Annotated in this window: 11 protein-coding genes; 7 read left to right on the forward strand and 4 right to left on the reverse strand. The window is 63.9% G+C overall.

Annotation, left to right across the window (positions count from 1 at the left end):
- Positions 1 to 114 precede the first annotated feature (114 nt).
- The 3 genes from ACY9XZ_RS09510 (at position 115) to ACY9XZ_RS09520 (ending at position 2374) form a co-directional block, all read left to right on the forward strand.
- Complete coding sequence (locus ACY9XZ_RS09510; RefSeq protein ID WP_463456787.1) at positions 115 to 1104, forward strand: aldo/keto reductase; 990 nt, start codon at positions 115 to 117, stop codon at positions 1102 to 1104.
- Positions 1105 to 1249: 145 nt separating this feature from the next.
- On the forward strand, positions 1250 to 2008 hold the full coding sequence (locus ACY9XZ_RS09515) for a YihY/virulence factor BrkB family protein (protein ID WP_463456788.1): 759 nt from the start codon (positions 1250 to 1252) through the stop codon (positions 2006 to 2008).
- 117 nt (positions 2009 to 2125) lie between these two features.
- On the forward strand, positions 2126 to 2374 hold the full coding sequence (locus tag ACY9XZ_RS09520) for a PRC-barrel domain containing protein (protein WP_463456789.1): 249 nt from the start codon (positions 2126 to 2128) through the stop codon (positions 2372 to 2374).
- Between the two features lie 423 nt (positions 2375 to 2797).
- On the opposite strand, the gene ACY9XZ_RS09525 is transcribed toward ACY9XZ_RS09520, so the two are convergent.
- Complete coding sequence (locus ACY9XZ_RS09525; protein ID WP_463456790.1) at positions 2798 to 3133, reverse strand: hypothetical protein; 336 nt, start codon at positions 3131 to 3133, stop codon at positions 2798 to 2800.
- A gap of 682 nt (positions 3134 to 3815) precedes the next feature.
- Between ACY9XZ_RS09525 and ACY9XZ_RS09530 the strand changes: the two genes are divergently transcribed.
- The 3 genes from ACY9XZ_RS09530 to ACY9XZ_RS09540 all read left to right on the forward strand — a co-directional run bounded on the left by ACY9XZ_RS09530 (position 3816) and on the right by ACY9XZ_RS09540 (position 7620).
- Positions 3816 to 4979: an acyl-CoA dehydrogenase family protein gene (locus ACY9XZ_RS09530; RefSeq protein WP_463456791.1), complete on the forward strand. Its 1164-nt coding sequence runs from the start codon at positions 3816 to 3818 to the stop codon at positions 4977 to 4979.
- A 125-nt stretch (positions 4980 to 5104) separates the two neighbouring features.
- The gene (locus tag ACY9XZ_RS09535; RefSeq protein WP_463456792.1) at positions 5105 to 6238 is read left to right on the forward strand and encodes a serine hydrolase domain-containing protein; all 1134 of its coding nucleotides are present in this window, start codon (positions 5105 to 5107) and stop codon (positions 6236 to 6238) included.
- 83 nt (positions 6239 to 6321) lie between these two features.
- Positions 6322 to 7620 (forward strand): nickel pincer cofactor-dependent isomerase, group 22, encoded by a 1299-nt coding sequence (locus tag ACY9XZ_RS09540; RefSeq protein ID WP_463456793.1) that lies wholly within the window; start codon positions 6322 to 6324, stop codon positions 7618 to 7620.
- 419 nt (positions 7621 to 8039) lie between these two features.
- Here the strand turns inward: ACY9XZ_RS09540 and ACY9XZ_RS09545 are convergent, their stop codons facing one another.
- Positions 8040 to 8924 (reverse strand): VOC family protein, encoded by an 885-nt coding sequence (locus ACY9XZ_RS09545; protein WP_463456794.1) that lies wholly within the window; start codon positions 8922 to 8924, stop codon positions 8040 to 8042.
- 120 nt (positions 8925 to 9044) lie between these two features.
- On the reverse strand, positions 9045 to 12068 hold the full coding sequence (locus tag ACY9XZ_RS09550; protein ID WP_463456795.1) for an FAD-binding and (Fe-S)-binding domain-containing protein: 3024 nt from the start codon (positions 12066 to 12068) through the stop codon (positions 9045 to 9047).
- A gap of 100 nt (positions 12069 to 12168) precedes the next feature.
- Between ACY9XZ_RS09550 and ACY9XZ_RS09555 the strand changes: the two genes are divergently transcribed.
- On the forward strand, positions 12169 to 12549 hold the full coding sequence (locus ACY9XZ_RS09555; protein WP_463456796.1) for a VOC family protein: 381 nt from the start codon (positions 12169 to 12171) through the stop codon (positions 12547 to 12549).
- Between the two features lie 77 nt (positions 12550 to 12626).
- On the opposite strand, the gene aceB is transcribed toward ACY9XZ_RS09555, so the two are convergent.
- On the reverse strand, positions 12627 to 13934 hold the full coding sequence (gene aceB, locus ACY9XZ_RS09560; protein WP_463456797.1) for a malate synthase AceB: 1308 nt from the start codon (positions 13932 to 13934) through the stop codon (positions 12627 to 12629).
- Positions 13935 to 14208: the final 274 nt, after the last annotated feature.

Below are 14208 nucleotides of genomic sequence, written 5' to 3' on the forward strand. Positions count from 1 at the left end.
GGCGTCCACGTTGGCACGTCCATCGGGCTGCCTGCTATCGGGCTACACTGCCCTTTTTTCGAGGTGTTGCCGCGTACCACAGCCACCAAGTGACCGCCGATGGTACAGCCGTCTGTGAACCGACGACAGCTAGGAACGACGGGGTATGACGTGACAGATGTCGGACTGGGCACCTGGAACATCGGTGGTGACTGGGGTGACGTCTCCGAGGAGGAGGGCCGCGAGACGGTCCGGACCGCGCTCGATGCGGGCGTCGACTTCATCGACACCGCCGACGTGTACGGCGACGGCTTCAGCGAACAACGCATCGCCGAAGTGCTCGACGAGCGCGAGGTCCGAGACGAGGTGACCGTCGCGACGAAGGCCGGCCGCCGACTCGATCCCCATACGGCCGAGCGCTACAACTACGACAACCTCTCCGAACACGTCGACCGCTCGCGGGAGTACCTCGGGGTCGACACGCTCGAACTCCTGCAACTGCACTGTCCGCCGACTGACGCCTACTACCAGCCGGAGACGTTCGACGCCCTGGCGCGGCTGAAAGACGAGGGGAAGGTGGCTCACTGCGGTGTCAGCGTCGAACGCGTCGAGGAAGCGCTGAAAGCCATCGAGTACCCGGCGGTCGAGACCGTCCAGATAATCTTCAACATGTTCCGCCAGCGACCCGCGGAGCTGTTCTTCGAGGAGGCAAAGCGCCGCGACATCGGCGTCATCGTCCGCGTCCCGCTGGCCTCCGGGCTCCTGACGGGCAAGCTCTCTCGGGACATGGAGTTCCCCGAGAACGACCACCGGAACTTCAACATCGAGGGCGAGGCCTTTGACCGCGGCGAGACCTTCGCCGGCCTCCCGGTCGACGCGGGCTTCGATGCTGTCGACGAACTCCGGGACCACGTCCCCGAGCGGATGACGATGGCCCAGGCGGCGCTGCGCTGGATTCTGGACCACGACGCGGTGTCGACGGTTATCCCTGGCTCGACCAACCCGGAGCACGTCCGAGCGAACGCAGCGGTCAGCGACATGGACCCGCTCTCGAATCAGGTCCACGGCGCGGTGCGTGACATCTACGAGGAGTACGTCTTCGACGACGTCCACCATCGCTGGTAGTCGTCAAGTCTCTCGTCGGTAGTCCACCCTTGTGGACCTGCCATCGCAGGCGGGCGTTCTATTCCCGTGGCTCGTGACCTGCCATTGTGAGTCACGTTCAGCTATCGGGTACAACCCGCGTCACCGGAACGCGCCCCCGAGGTCGATGAGTGGTGTCGCGACCGGACGCGAAATCGTCCGGACGGTCCGCGACGAAAACGTGCCGTTCATGGCGGCCAGTATCGCCTATTATGCGATCGCGTCTATCGTTCCATTGCTCGCGCTCTCGCTCGCCGTGCTCTCGACGTTCGGGGGCACCGCCACACTGCTGGACCTGCTTCGGGCGGTCCTCTCCGAGAACGGACAGGTGATTCTGACGGAACTGCTGGAGAACACGCGCGGCCACGGGGCGACCGGAACCCTGAGTTTAGTGTTCGTGGTCTGGAGCGGCAGCAAGGTGTTCCGTGGCCTTTCAATCGCCTTTACCGAGGTGTATGGCGAGGTGGCCGAGATCTCGTTGCCGGCCCAACTCGCCCGCAGCGCAGTCGTGATGGGGATGCTCTTCGGCGCTATCGTCCTGCTGTCGGCCACTAGCGTCACGCTCACGTACGTCGAGTTTCGGATCCCGTATCCGACGCTGGTCGGCAACCTCGCCGCGTTTGTCGCTCTCGTCGTCGCGTTCGTCCCCATCTACTACGTGCTGCCGCCGGTCGACATTTCACTCATGCACGTCGTGCCGGGCACACTGGTAGCCGCAGCGGGCTGGATCACTATTCAGGTCGGGTTCTTCTACTACACGGGCGCTGCCGGTCGATACGCGGCCTACGGCTACCTCGGCGCGCTGCTCCTGTTCGTCACGGCGCTGTATCTGGCCGCTGTCGTGTTGCTGCTCGGTGTCGTCGTCAATACGACGCTGGACTGGTAGCGTCGGTGGGTCGGCCCCGTCACACGTCGGATCTTGCATTTGGGTCGTGAGTCCGTCGCGGCTGTTGTGTATGCAAGCATAGTGGTGATACCCGTCGCGCCGGTAGCGACGACTGCAATGTCAACGATCCAACTGACCGACGACGATGTCGGCAAGACAGTTGTCACGAGTACCGGCGACGAGGTCGGCATCGTTAGCGGGTACAGATACGGCACCGCTCACGTCGACCCGGACCCTGGACTGAAGACGACACTCATGACGAAGCTCGGCTGGGAAGACACCGACGAGGATGACGGGTATCCGCTGCAGGCCGACGCCGTCGAGACGATCACCGAAGACAAGATACAGCTCAGTTCGGGCCTGTAAGGGATCTGTGGCTGTCGGACGAACGTATCGAGGACCGATGCCGGGTGGGCAAACCCGGCGTGAAACCGTCCCGGACAGGGGAGCAAGGGACGGTAGACGTCGGGAGAGTACGAGCACGCACTGTGCTCGCATACAGTGCTCCGAGCTACCCGATGTTTGTTATACAGCTCTTTACGTGGTGGCTTTCGAGGGAGTGGGTGGCAAGCGGAAACTACCAACTCAGTTCGCGGAGGACAGAAGTACATCGCCGTTGAACACCGCAACCGGTGCTTTGGCGGGTGCTGTCCGTCGACCGTCGGCCGTTACTGTCCGTTTGCAACGCCCTAGCCAGCCGCTACTAACCGGACTACACCAGTGTGAGATACCACTACACTCTCCCGGCACAGGATGCGTCGGCCCACAGCGGACGTGCCGCGGCGGCGCTTATTCCTCTGTCGTGAGTTTCGGCCCGGGCTTCCAGGTGTTGCCTTCGAGGATAACGAGGTCGTAGCGTTCGAGCACCTGGAGCGTGTCGACGACCGCCTGCGCGTCGAAGGAGACGGTCATATCCTCGGGCAGTTGCTGGGCGATTGCACTGCGTGTCCCACCGTCCATTCGGACCACTGTGTCGAGTAACTGTTCGAGGTCGTCAAGCAGCGAGACGAGCGACGTCGACCCCTCGTCCTCTGTCGCCAGTTTCGACATGACTTCGTCGTAATTCCCCGAAATCTCCATCGATACGGACACGGCTTCGTCTTCGATGTCTTCTTCGTCTCCCATAGGAGAGAATATGTGCACACTTATAGAAATATGTTTCCATATATGGAACAACGTGTGTATCTGGTGGTTGTTTCTCTTCAAAATAGGGAACAGCAGATATCTACAAATATGGCGAAAAAGAGATTAAAGCGGCGACTAAATATCTGAAGTTTCTATAAGTAAATCTATAATGGGGAAAATAAGAATAGAAATTCGGATTCTCTTTGTTTAATGGACTAATTTTAGAATTCAAATCTTAGATATGGTTTCATTTTTGAAGGGTTGTTGAACCCCTTCCTGCCTGTCAGTGAGCGCTGTTCTTCGTGTGACTCAGTATGTGGGCACAGCCAGATTGACCGCCGGTCACGCTGCTGACTACTGGTAGCAGATGGACGGTTACTCTGCTTCTCGACTCCGGATCCGCTAAGATGAACGGACACGCTGCGAGTCTCCCAGGTGGTGCGATGGGACGCTCGTTTCAGTGTACGGAACGCCGGATTTCACGGCTTTCCGTTCACAGACTCAGGTGCTCCCGAGGCCGGCATCCGCTTAGTGACGGCTTCGACGGCCAGTCGGTGGTACTCCCATCGTCGTCGCGACCGTTTCCGCTCTCTCCCGGATTGAGGACCACATTCCGCAGCGATCACAGTACTGCCGTTTGGCACGGGCAAACGCTTAATTAAATCCCGGTCTCAGATCCTATATGATTGATTACCTCGGTCTCGAAGGTGACCTCGGCGAGGAAGAGCGGATGGTTCGGGACACGGCTCGGGAGTTCGTCGAGAAGGAAGTCAAGCCGGATGTCGGACAGCACTGGATCGACGGCACGTTCCCGACGGAGCTCATCACCCAGATGGGCGAACTCGGCTTTTACGCGCCGAACCTCGATGGATACGGGCTGCCGGGGCTCAGCGAAACGGCGTACGGCCTCCTGATGCAGGAACTGGAGGCCGGCGACAGCGGCCTGCGCTCGATGGCAAGCGTCCAGGGCGCACTCGTCATGTACCCGATTCACGCCTACGGCAGCGACGCCCAGAAAGAGGAGTGGCTGCCGGCGCTGGGCAGCGGCGAGCAGGTGGGCTGTTTCGGCCTGACCGAGCCCGAACACGGGTCGAATCCCTCGGCGATGGAGACGACGGCCGAACGGGACGCCGACGGCCACGTCCTGAACGGCTCGAAGACCTGGATCACGAACGCACCCATCAGCGACCTCGCGCTGGTCTGGGCGACGGTCACCTCCGCCAACGGCAATCCCGTTCGGGGTTTTCTGGTCGAGACTGACCGCGACGGCATCACGACGAACAAGATCGACGAGAAGCTCTCGCTGCGCGCGTCCATCACGGGCGAGATCAGCCTGCAGAACGCCCGCGTCCCCGAAGAGAACGTCCTGCCGGGCGTCGAGGGAATGAAGGGGCCGCTGTCCTGTCTCACGCAGGCCCGCTACGGCATCGCCTGGGGGACGGTCGGGGCCGCGATGGACTGCTTCGAGACCGCCCGCGAGTACGCCACCGACCGCGACCAGTTCGGCAAGCCCATCGCCGGCTTTCAGCTCCAACAGGAGAAGCTCGCGGAGATGGCCACCCAGATATCGCTTGGGCAGTTGCTCGCCCACCGGCTCGCTGACCTGAAGGAACGCGGGGACCTCCGCCCGGAACAGGTGTCGATGGCCAAGCGCAACAACGCGCGGATGGCCCGCGAGCAGTCACGGGTGGCCCGCGAGATGCTCGGCGGCAACGGCATCACGGCCGATTACTCCCCGATGCGGCACCTGACGAACCTCGAAACCGTCTACACGTACGAGGGAACGCACGACATCCACTCGCTAATCCTCGGGCACGACCTGACCGGTATTCCGGCATTCGAGTAGGGCGGCTGTTCGACAAGTCAAAGAACGGTTTCGCCGCCGTGAGGCCGCGCTGCGCAACCGCACAGAAGGCCGATCTTTTCGACCCGAGCCTAACTTCTATTACGCAGCCGGACACAGGGCAGGGCATGCCACAGCTAACCCCCGCTGACATCGATGAGCTCCGGGCGCAGTTCGACCGACAACTCGACGTCGGACTGCATCACGGCGCACAGTTGGCGGTGTACGTCGACGGCGACCTGGTCGTCGATTTCGCCGGCGGTTCCACAGGTCCCGACGGTGACGAGACGACATCCGAGACGCGCCACCTCCTCTTTTCCTGTACGAAGCCGTTCGTCGGTGCAGGCTTGCATCAGCTCGTCGAACAGGGGAAACTCGACTACGACGATCCCGTCGTCGAGCACTGGCCGGAGTTTGCCGACGACGGCACGGCAAAGGCACAAATCACCGTTCAGCAGGTGCTCAGCCACACCGCCGGTATCCCGTTCGGTGAGTTCGACGACCAGCCCGAGAGATGGGGCGACTGGGACGCCGTCGTTGCGGCGATGGAAGACATCGACCCCGTCTTCGAGCCCGGAACGACGCCGGCGTATCACACGCTCAACTACGGGTGGCTGGTCGGTGAACTCATCCGACGCTGTAGCGGCCAGCCGGTCGAGGAGTACGTCGCGGAGAACGTGTTCGAGCCGCTCGGGATGGACCACACCGGTATCGGGCTCCGCGACGACGAACCCGACGACGTGGCGACCCTGGCGGGCTACGAGGCGTTCGAGCGCTGTCGCGAAATCGACGAAGGGCTCGAAGACCCCGCCGCAGCGTACGCTGCGGCGTTCAATCAGGAAGCGACTCACCGAGCGGTGATTCCCGCGGCCAACGGTATCGGCACCGCCCGAGACATGGCCCGGTTCTACGCCTGTCTCGCAAACGGCGGGTCACTGGACGGAACGCAACTGCTGACCGAGGCGACTGTCGACGAGGCGACCACGACCCACGCCGAAACTGAGTCCGACGGCACGCTGTCGCGCCCGGCCCGCTACGGACTCGGCGTCTGGACCGGCGGGCTGGCCGCCGACATGTTCGGGGCCGCGAGCCGCGAGCGCATGTTCGGCCACGCCGGTCTCGGGAGTTCGTTCGGCTGGGGCGACCCCGAGCTGAACGTCGGGTTCGCGCTCGTCACGAACGGTATCCGCGAGGAGTCCTTCGAACACCCCGCTCGCGTTGGCCAGCTCTCGGATGCGGTCCGGCTGTTGTTACAGGAGTGAGCGCAGAATTTCAGAAGAGTGGTTCGATTGTCACCGTCGCCAGCGACCCCGGTTTTTGTATGCCTCGCCCCTCATCCTCCGGTATGAACTTCCCCGACCGAGGTGACGTGGATCACCTCATCGACCCACAACCGCTGCCGGGCTTCGCTCGCGTCCGGTACGAGCCGGAGACTGAGTCCGTCGACGACCCGTCGGCCGCGGCGCGGGCCGAACTCGACCGGCTCGACTTCGACGGGCTGGAACCGGGTGGGACTGTCGCCGTCGCCGTCGGCAGCCGCGGCATCCACCGCATCGACGACATCGCCGAGGCTGTCGTCGCAGCGATTCGCGACCGGGGCTTCGAGCCGGTCGTCGTCCCGGCGATGGGGAGCCACGGCGGGGCGACACCGGCGGGCCAGCGCGAGGTCCTAAAGAGTTTAGGCATCACGGAACCGCGCCTCGATGCACCCATCGACGCCCGGATGGACACCACGCAGGTCGACACGGTCACCGTCGGTGACACCGAGTTTTCGGTCCACGTCTCGACGGCGGCACTGGATGCGGATGCCGTGATCGTCGTGAATCGAGTGAAGCCCCATACCAACTACAGCGGGCGCATCGAGAGCGGCCTGACGAAGATGACCGTCGTCGGGCTGGGCAAGCAACACGGTGCGAAGGCGTTCCACTCGACGGCCATCAAGGAGGGCTACGTCGAGACGCTCGAAGCCGCGCTCCCGGTCGCCGATGCGGTGCTGCCGCTCGTCGGCGGTGTCGCGCTGGTCGAGAACTTCCACGAGGAGACGGCCCGCGTCGAAGCGATTCCGGCGGGGTCGTTCACCGACCGCGAACCAGCCCTGCTGGAGCGAGCTTACGACGAGATGGCGACGCTCCCGGTCGACGACATCGACCTGCTCGTCGTCGACGAACTCGGCAAGGACGTCTCCGGCGCGGGGATGGACACGAACGTCATCGGCCGCTACCGCGTCCTCAACGCCCCGGACCCCGATGAGCCGTCGATCAAGCTGCTGTACGCCCGCGGGCTCACCGAGGCGACGAAGGGCAACGGCAACGGCATCGGCCTGGCGGACATCACTCGCCGGGCCGCGGTTGATCAACTGGACCTCCAGAAAACGTACGCGAACGCGCTCACCAGCGGGTCGACGGCGAAGGCGAAGCTCCCGCTCGTCGCGCCGGACGACGAGTTCGCCGTCCGGACGGCGCTGTCCGCGCTCGGTGGCTACGACCCCGAGACCGTGCGAATCGTGTGGGTCCAGAACACGCAGGACCTGTCCCCGCTCCACGTCTCCGAGCCGGTCGTCGAGGACCTGCCGACCGCCGCCGAAGTCACCGACCGCGAATCGCTGACGTTCACCGACGGCACGGCGTCGTTCACCCGAAACTGACGTTCGGGTGCCGACGGGACTCGTCATGTAACTGGAACAATTTCTAACAACTGTACATTCGTTTCTCTGACCGAGCTGTGTCGGCGAGTTCGAATGAGTAACAGAAGCCGCTCCGGTCCGAACTGGGACAAAAGCTGAACGTGACTTGGTTGTGCAATCATATTCCAGCTCTGGATGGTATCTGACTGTATTTATTGTTCTAGTATCATATTGACGTTTTACTTTACTAAATTTCGAATGATAAATACGATGAGTCAGAGTTTAAGCACAGAAAAATACAGTGAACTACAAAAATGTCATATATGGATATATCTAGCATTATTTGAAACATGACGACGACGGTCATGGTAAAAGCACGGGTCTGCTGCGGCAGCGATAGCCCGGCCACCGCTCGAACTCGGGCCCCTCGATGGTCTGGTCTACCCGGTCCGCCGTGGGTGTGTCTCCGGCCAGAGGGCATCGATGTCGTCGGGGTCCGCCCGGGACAGCGCAATCGGTGCGGTAGGTGTCTGGCTCGTGGCTGCTGTCGTGAGTTCCAGCCGGGTTCCGGCAGGGTCGCGGACGTACACAGCGGCACGCGTGCCGTGCATCCCCGTCTGCACGTCGACATCCACCTCGTGTCCGGCCGTCCGAACCCGTTCGATGAGCCGCGTCAGGCTGTCGACATCGGGGGTCCGCCAGGCGACGTGGTGCAACCGCGTCGACGGTGCCAGCGGTTCCATCACCAGCGCCACGTCGTGTGTCCCGTCTCCCCGGTGGGCGAACGCACGCCCCCATATATCGGGTCCAGCCATCGCGATATCCGACAGCCGGAAGCCGAGTTCGTCCCGCAGGAACTCGGCGTCAGCTTTCACATCGGCCGCTGTGAGTGTCACGTGGTCGATCCCGTGTGGCACACACGACGCTTCCGTTGACGGCACCGACGCCTGCCCCCGCGCCTGTCCGGAGGCCCGGCTACGGATCTCGATTGGCAGGCCGCCGGGGAGCGTGACCCGTAGCGTCCGTCCTTCGGCTGTCTCGGTCCCGTTTCGGCGGGTGAAGTCGGTCTCCCGTCCGGTGAGCCGGGATTCGATATCGCGAAACTCAGCCTCGCTGACGCCGATAGCGAGCCGGTCGAGTCCGCGCTGGCCTTCACTGAGCGTGAGCGCACACCGACTGCCCCGCCGTGTCGGCGTCGCGAGACGGCTCAGCCCTGCTGTTCGGGACCGCTCGACGAATCCCAGCGTCTCCGTGTAGAACCCCACGCCACGCTCCAGATCCGGCACACGCAGGTGCGCGCAGTCGACGATCCTCTTCTCTGCCATGGCCGAATGGACGAGGAGATTATATATAGTATTTTTCATAATTTTTTGATACAAATGGAGTACAACCGTTCGAGAGCGTCGTCGCCGCGCCTGTCACACCAACCGTGTGACGGCTCTCGTCTACGACACTCGCTCGGCGACGACCTCGATGGGGTGGGGCGGGATTTCATCGGTGCCCTCGCGGTCGCCCAACTGCGAGCGGCAGGACCCGCCCGGTGCGACGACGCGGTCGCCGTCGCTCTCGTCGACCTTGTCGAACAACAGGCGGCCGATGATCTTCGAGAGGTCGTAGTGCTCGTCGTGGTACCCGAAGCTCCCCGCCATGCCACAGCACGTCGAGTCAAGCGGGTCCACCTCGTAGCCGACGCGGCGCATCACGCCGACGGCGTGGTGGTCCTTGTTGGTCCCCTTCTGGTTGCAGTGGCCGTGGTAGCTGACCGACCCAGCGGCCCCCAACGAGCGGTCCGTGATCGGCAGCGCGTCGTCGAGCCGGTACGTGTCGAGGTACTCCAGGACGCCGTAGGCGCTGTCGGCCACTTGCGAGACCTCGGGGCCGTCGAGCAGGTCGCGGTACTCGTCCTGGAACATCACCGCGTCGGAGGGTTCGACGAACACGACGTCCCAGCCGTCCGCCACGCGGCCCGAGAGCCGGGTCGCGTTCGTTGCTGCCCGCTCGCGAGCCAGGTCCAGCATGCCGGTGGAGTACGCCGCCCGCCCGGACGGCGCGGTGTCGTCGGGAATACTCACGTGGACGCCTGCGGCTTCGAGCGTTTCCACGGCGGCCTTGCCGGCGGCCGGATACGAGTAGTTCGTGTACGTGTCGGGGAACAGCAGGACCTTCCGGTCGGCCTCGCCCGGTGAGACGGCCGAGCCCCCGCGGGCGTCGAACCAGTCCTGGAGCGTCTCGCGGCGGAAGGTGGGGAGGTCGCGCTCCGGCGCGATGCCGAACAGCTTCTGCATGACGACCCGCGCGCCCGGGAGGTCCGTCCCCCAGTTCGAAACCGGAGCCAGCGCCGACCCGATCTTCGAGGCGGTGTCGATGTTGGCGAACAGGCGCTCCCGGCGGCTCGTTCCATCCTTCTCGTGGTGCTGGTGTTTCAGCTCGGTCTTGAGCTTCGCCATGTCGACGCCGGTCGGGCAGTCGCTCTTGCAGCCCTTGCAGCCGACACAGAGGTCGAGCACCTCCTGCTGGAAGCGCTCGGAGTGGATCTCCTCTTCGTCCAGATCGCCGCTGATGGCCGACCGGAGGAGGTTCGCCCGGCCCCGCGTCGCCTGCACCTCCTCCTTCGAGGCGCGGTAGGTGGGACACATCACGTCCCCGTCGGTCTGGCGGCAGGTCCCACAGCCGTTACACAGCTCGACGAGGTGCGAGAAGCCGCCCTCGTCCTCGAAGTCCAGCGTCGTCTGAGGCTCCAAAGACTGGTAGTCCGGGCCGTACCGGAGGTTCTCGCGCATGTCCGCGCCGACGCCGCGGTCGGCGTCGGGGCCGATATCCGCTGGGCCTTCGCGGTAGACGACGTTGCCCGGGTGCATCCACCACTGCGGATCGAAGGCCGTCTTGACCTGCTTGAACGCGTCCCAGAGATCTTCGCCGTACATCTTGGGAGTGAACTCCGTCCGGGCCATCCCATCGCCGTGCTCGCCGGAGAAGGACCCGTTGTGTTCCAGCACGAGGTCGGTCACGTCGTCGGTGATAGAGTGCATGTCCTCGATGCCCGACTCTTCCTTCAGATTGAGGATCGGGCGGATGTGGAGCGTCCCGGAGCCGGCGTGGGCGAAGTACGCGGCCGAGGTGTCGTGGTCGGCCAGCACTTCTTCGAACTTCTCGACATATTCGGCGAGTTCCGCCGGCGGGACCGTCGCGTCCTCGATGAACGGGTACGGCTTGGGGTCGCCGTCCATGGACATCAGGAGCGGGATCGCCGCCTTCCGGAGCTTCCAGAGGTCGGCCTGGTCGGCGTCGGTGTAGGCCTCGACCACCTCGAAGGCCGCCCCCTCGTCCACGAACCGCTCGGTGGTCCGGGCGATGGCCGCCTCGAAGTCGTCGTGCAGTTCCGAGTCGTATTCCAGCATCAGCGCGGCCGCCGCCCGGTCGGGAATCGGCTCGACGTACTCGGCGTAGCCGTCGGAGCCGGCCGCGAGCCTGAACACCTCGTCGTCCATCAACTCCACCGCGCTGACGTCGTACTCAAGGGCGACCGGGACGGCTTTCATCGCGTCAGTGAGGTTGTCGAAGCAGTACAGCGCCAGCGCGGTCTCCTCGGGGACGGTCACGAGCGAGAGCTCGGCCTCGACGATGACGCCCAGGGTACCCTCGCTGCCGACGAACAGCTTCGCGAGGTTCATGACTCGTTCCCCGTCGTCGTTCTCGTAGACGACGCGGTCGAGGTTGTAGCCCGACACCCGACGCTTGAGGTCCGGATACCGCGCTTCGATTTCTTCGGCGTTCTCCTCGACGATCTCGCGGACCGTCCGGTAGATGTCGGCTTCCCGGTCGTCCTTGTTCACGATGTCGTCCCACTCCGGGGAGTCGATGACGACCTCGCGGGCGTGGATGAGCGACCCGTCCGAGAGGACGGCTTTCACGGCGTCGGTGTAGGCGTCGGTGATGCCGTACCTGACCGAGTGTGCGCCGGTGGAGTTGTTCCCGATGCCGCCGCCGACCGACGCCCGGTTCGACGACGCCGGGTCCGGGGCGAATTTGAGCCCATAGTCGGCCAGCGCGTCGTCAAGGTCGTCCTGCACCACGCCGGGCTGGATGTGCGCCGTCTGCTCGTCGGGCCGAACATCGAGAATGCCGTCCATGTGCCGGGACATGTCCAGGACGACACAGCCCGGCCCGATGGCCTGTCCAGCGAGCGACGATCCGGTCCCGCGGGGCATGATCGGGACGCCGTGATCAGTCGCCACCTCGACGGCCGCCTGTACGTCGTCGATGTCGGTCGGATACACGACCCCGGCCGGCTCGGCGCGGTAGACGCTCCCGTCCGTCGCGTACAGCACCCGCGCGTACTCGTCGAACTCGACCCCACCCGAGACCCGCGAACGGAGCGCTTCCGCCAGATCTCGATACGCGTCCACGTCCGGTCGGTCGAGGTCCAGTTCCTCTGCTGACCAGGCATCCTCGACGTTTTCGATGGCCATACGGGTATTCAGGAGTAATAATCATTAAAATCTGTGCATGCGGCCATCGGTTTCCGCGACGGCCCACCAGCTATTTGCCACGGGGCGTCTGATGCGGTGTATGGGCAGCGCAAGCGTACTCCACATGTGTCTGAACGTCGCCGACGAGGCGGAATCGATCGCGTTCTACGAACAGTTCGGCTTCGAGGAGTCCTGGCAGTTCACCACGCCCGACGGCGAGACGACCAACTACTACGTGGCCGACGACGACGGCGTCGAACTGCAGCTCTCGGAGACGGAGGGGGAGACGAGCTTCGAGATGGGGACCGGCTGGGACCACCTCGCACTCGGCGTGGACGACGTCGACGCGACGGTCGAGCGTATCGACCACCACGGCGTCGTCAAAGAGCCGGGGCAACAGCCGGAAGCCGGCGCGTACACGGCCTTCGTCGCGGACCCAGACGGCCACCACGTCGAACTCATCGAACCGCTGGAAGACTGAAAAATTCGAAGCCTGCAGGACTCGTAAACCGAACCGCGCCCACGGTGTTTCGAATAACGAAATACCGGTTCCGACTGTCAGTTCCCGACGGCAGTTGCGCGTTCGACGATGTCAGCGCCGTACATCTCCTCTAACTCTTCGTGCTGGTCCGGGCGGTGCTCGTACACGTCCTGGAACAGCGTGATGGGCGTCTGGGCGGCCTGGTAGGTCGCTTCGTCCCACATCCGGTCCTTGCTGATGTCGACTTCGACGCCGTCGATGACCAGCGTCGCGGCCTGGGTCATCGCGATGGCACCTTTCCCGGCCTCCTTCGCGGCCTCGAACTCCTCCATGGAGTCGACGATGTCGGTCATGCTGGGGATGTACGCGGTGCGGTCGAGCAGTTCCTCGGTGAGTTCCTCCTCGTCCAGTTCCAGTCGCTCGCCACCTGCCTGCAGAACGTAGCCGCCATCGCCGTCCGTTTCCAGCGAGAGGTCGTCGCCATCGTACACCTGCGTGCCGTCCTGTGCTTCGAGTTCGACCTCCCGGCCGCCGACTTCGAGGAGCCAGCTCCCGGTTTTGGGCGGGAGCGGGGCCGTGTTCGCCTCCACGACCTGGCCCGGCGTCAGCGACCAGATGCCGGTCATCCCCTTCGCACGGTTGTCCTTCATCCGCTCGCGGTAGCCTTCGACGTCGCGGATGTCGTCGTAGGGGCCGTCGACGGCGATGAGGCCCGCGGCGCTGGCCCCGCGGGAGGTGTTGTGCCGGAGTTCGGGCCACGGCGGCAGTTCGCCGGTGGGCGTCATCGCGCGCATGTCCTTCGTGTAGTCGACCTCGCCGTCGACGAGCAGGAACATGCGTTCAAGGTTGTTCGAGGGCTTGCCCATCTCCTCGCGCAGGTCACCCATCGCCAGTTCGGCCTCGCCGCTCTCGACGATGACCGACATGGAGAGGCTCCCCTCTTCGAGGCCATGCTCGTGCTCGATGATGGTGAAGAACTCGTCGGCCTTCTTCCAGTCGTCGATGTCGCCGACCTCCGGAATGACGAACCCGTCGATGTAGTCGACCGCGCCGTTGTCGGGGTCGGTGATCTCGAGCATCTGCTGGAACCCCTGATAGCGGGTCGTCGGCGATTCGCGGTGCCAGACGACGCGCGGGTGGATCTCGCCGGGGAACTCGGCGCCATGCTCGGCGACGACTTCGATGATGTTCTGGACGCCCTCGTCGCGCATGTTCGGCGCCGTCGCGTCCTCGTTGTCCGGGACCCAGACGTCCGGTGCCTGCAGGCCACGGAGCTGGCCCGCGCTCCGCAGCATCTTCGCGGAATCGTCCTCCCCGTCGACGGCTGTCGGCGAGGTAAAGAACGTTCTGACGAACTCGCGGTCGTAGTGTCGCGTCACACTCATAACTCGTTTCAAAAATCCCGACGGACCCGCTTAAATCTACCGTCCACGGCCTGTCGAAACGCCAGCGAGCATCGCCGTTCCACTGTCTTACCGGGTGTTCGAATATATGAAACGTATCGTCGATATTACTTTTTAGCCCGTGACCATCCGGGCTCTGTAGCGGCTAGCCGGAGGTCCCGTTCTGTCGGTATCTCGGGACTGGTCGGTCGCCGCGCCACGGCAGTCCCGACGATTTCGACTGTCGCTTTCGTGCCAAGCGGCCGGTGTTCCGTTT

It is taken from the genome of Haloarcula sp. HT12, assembly GCF_055271655.1.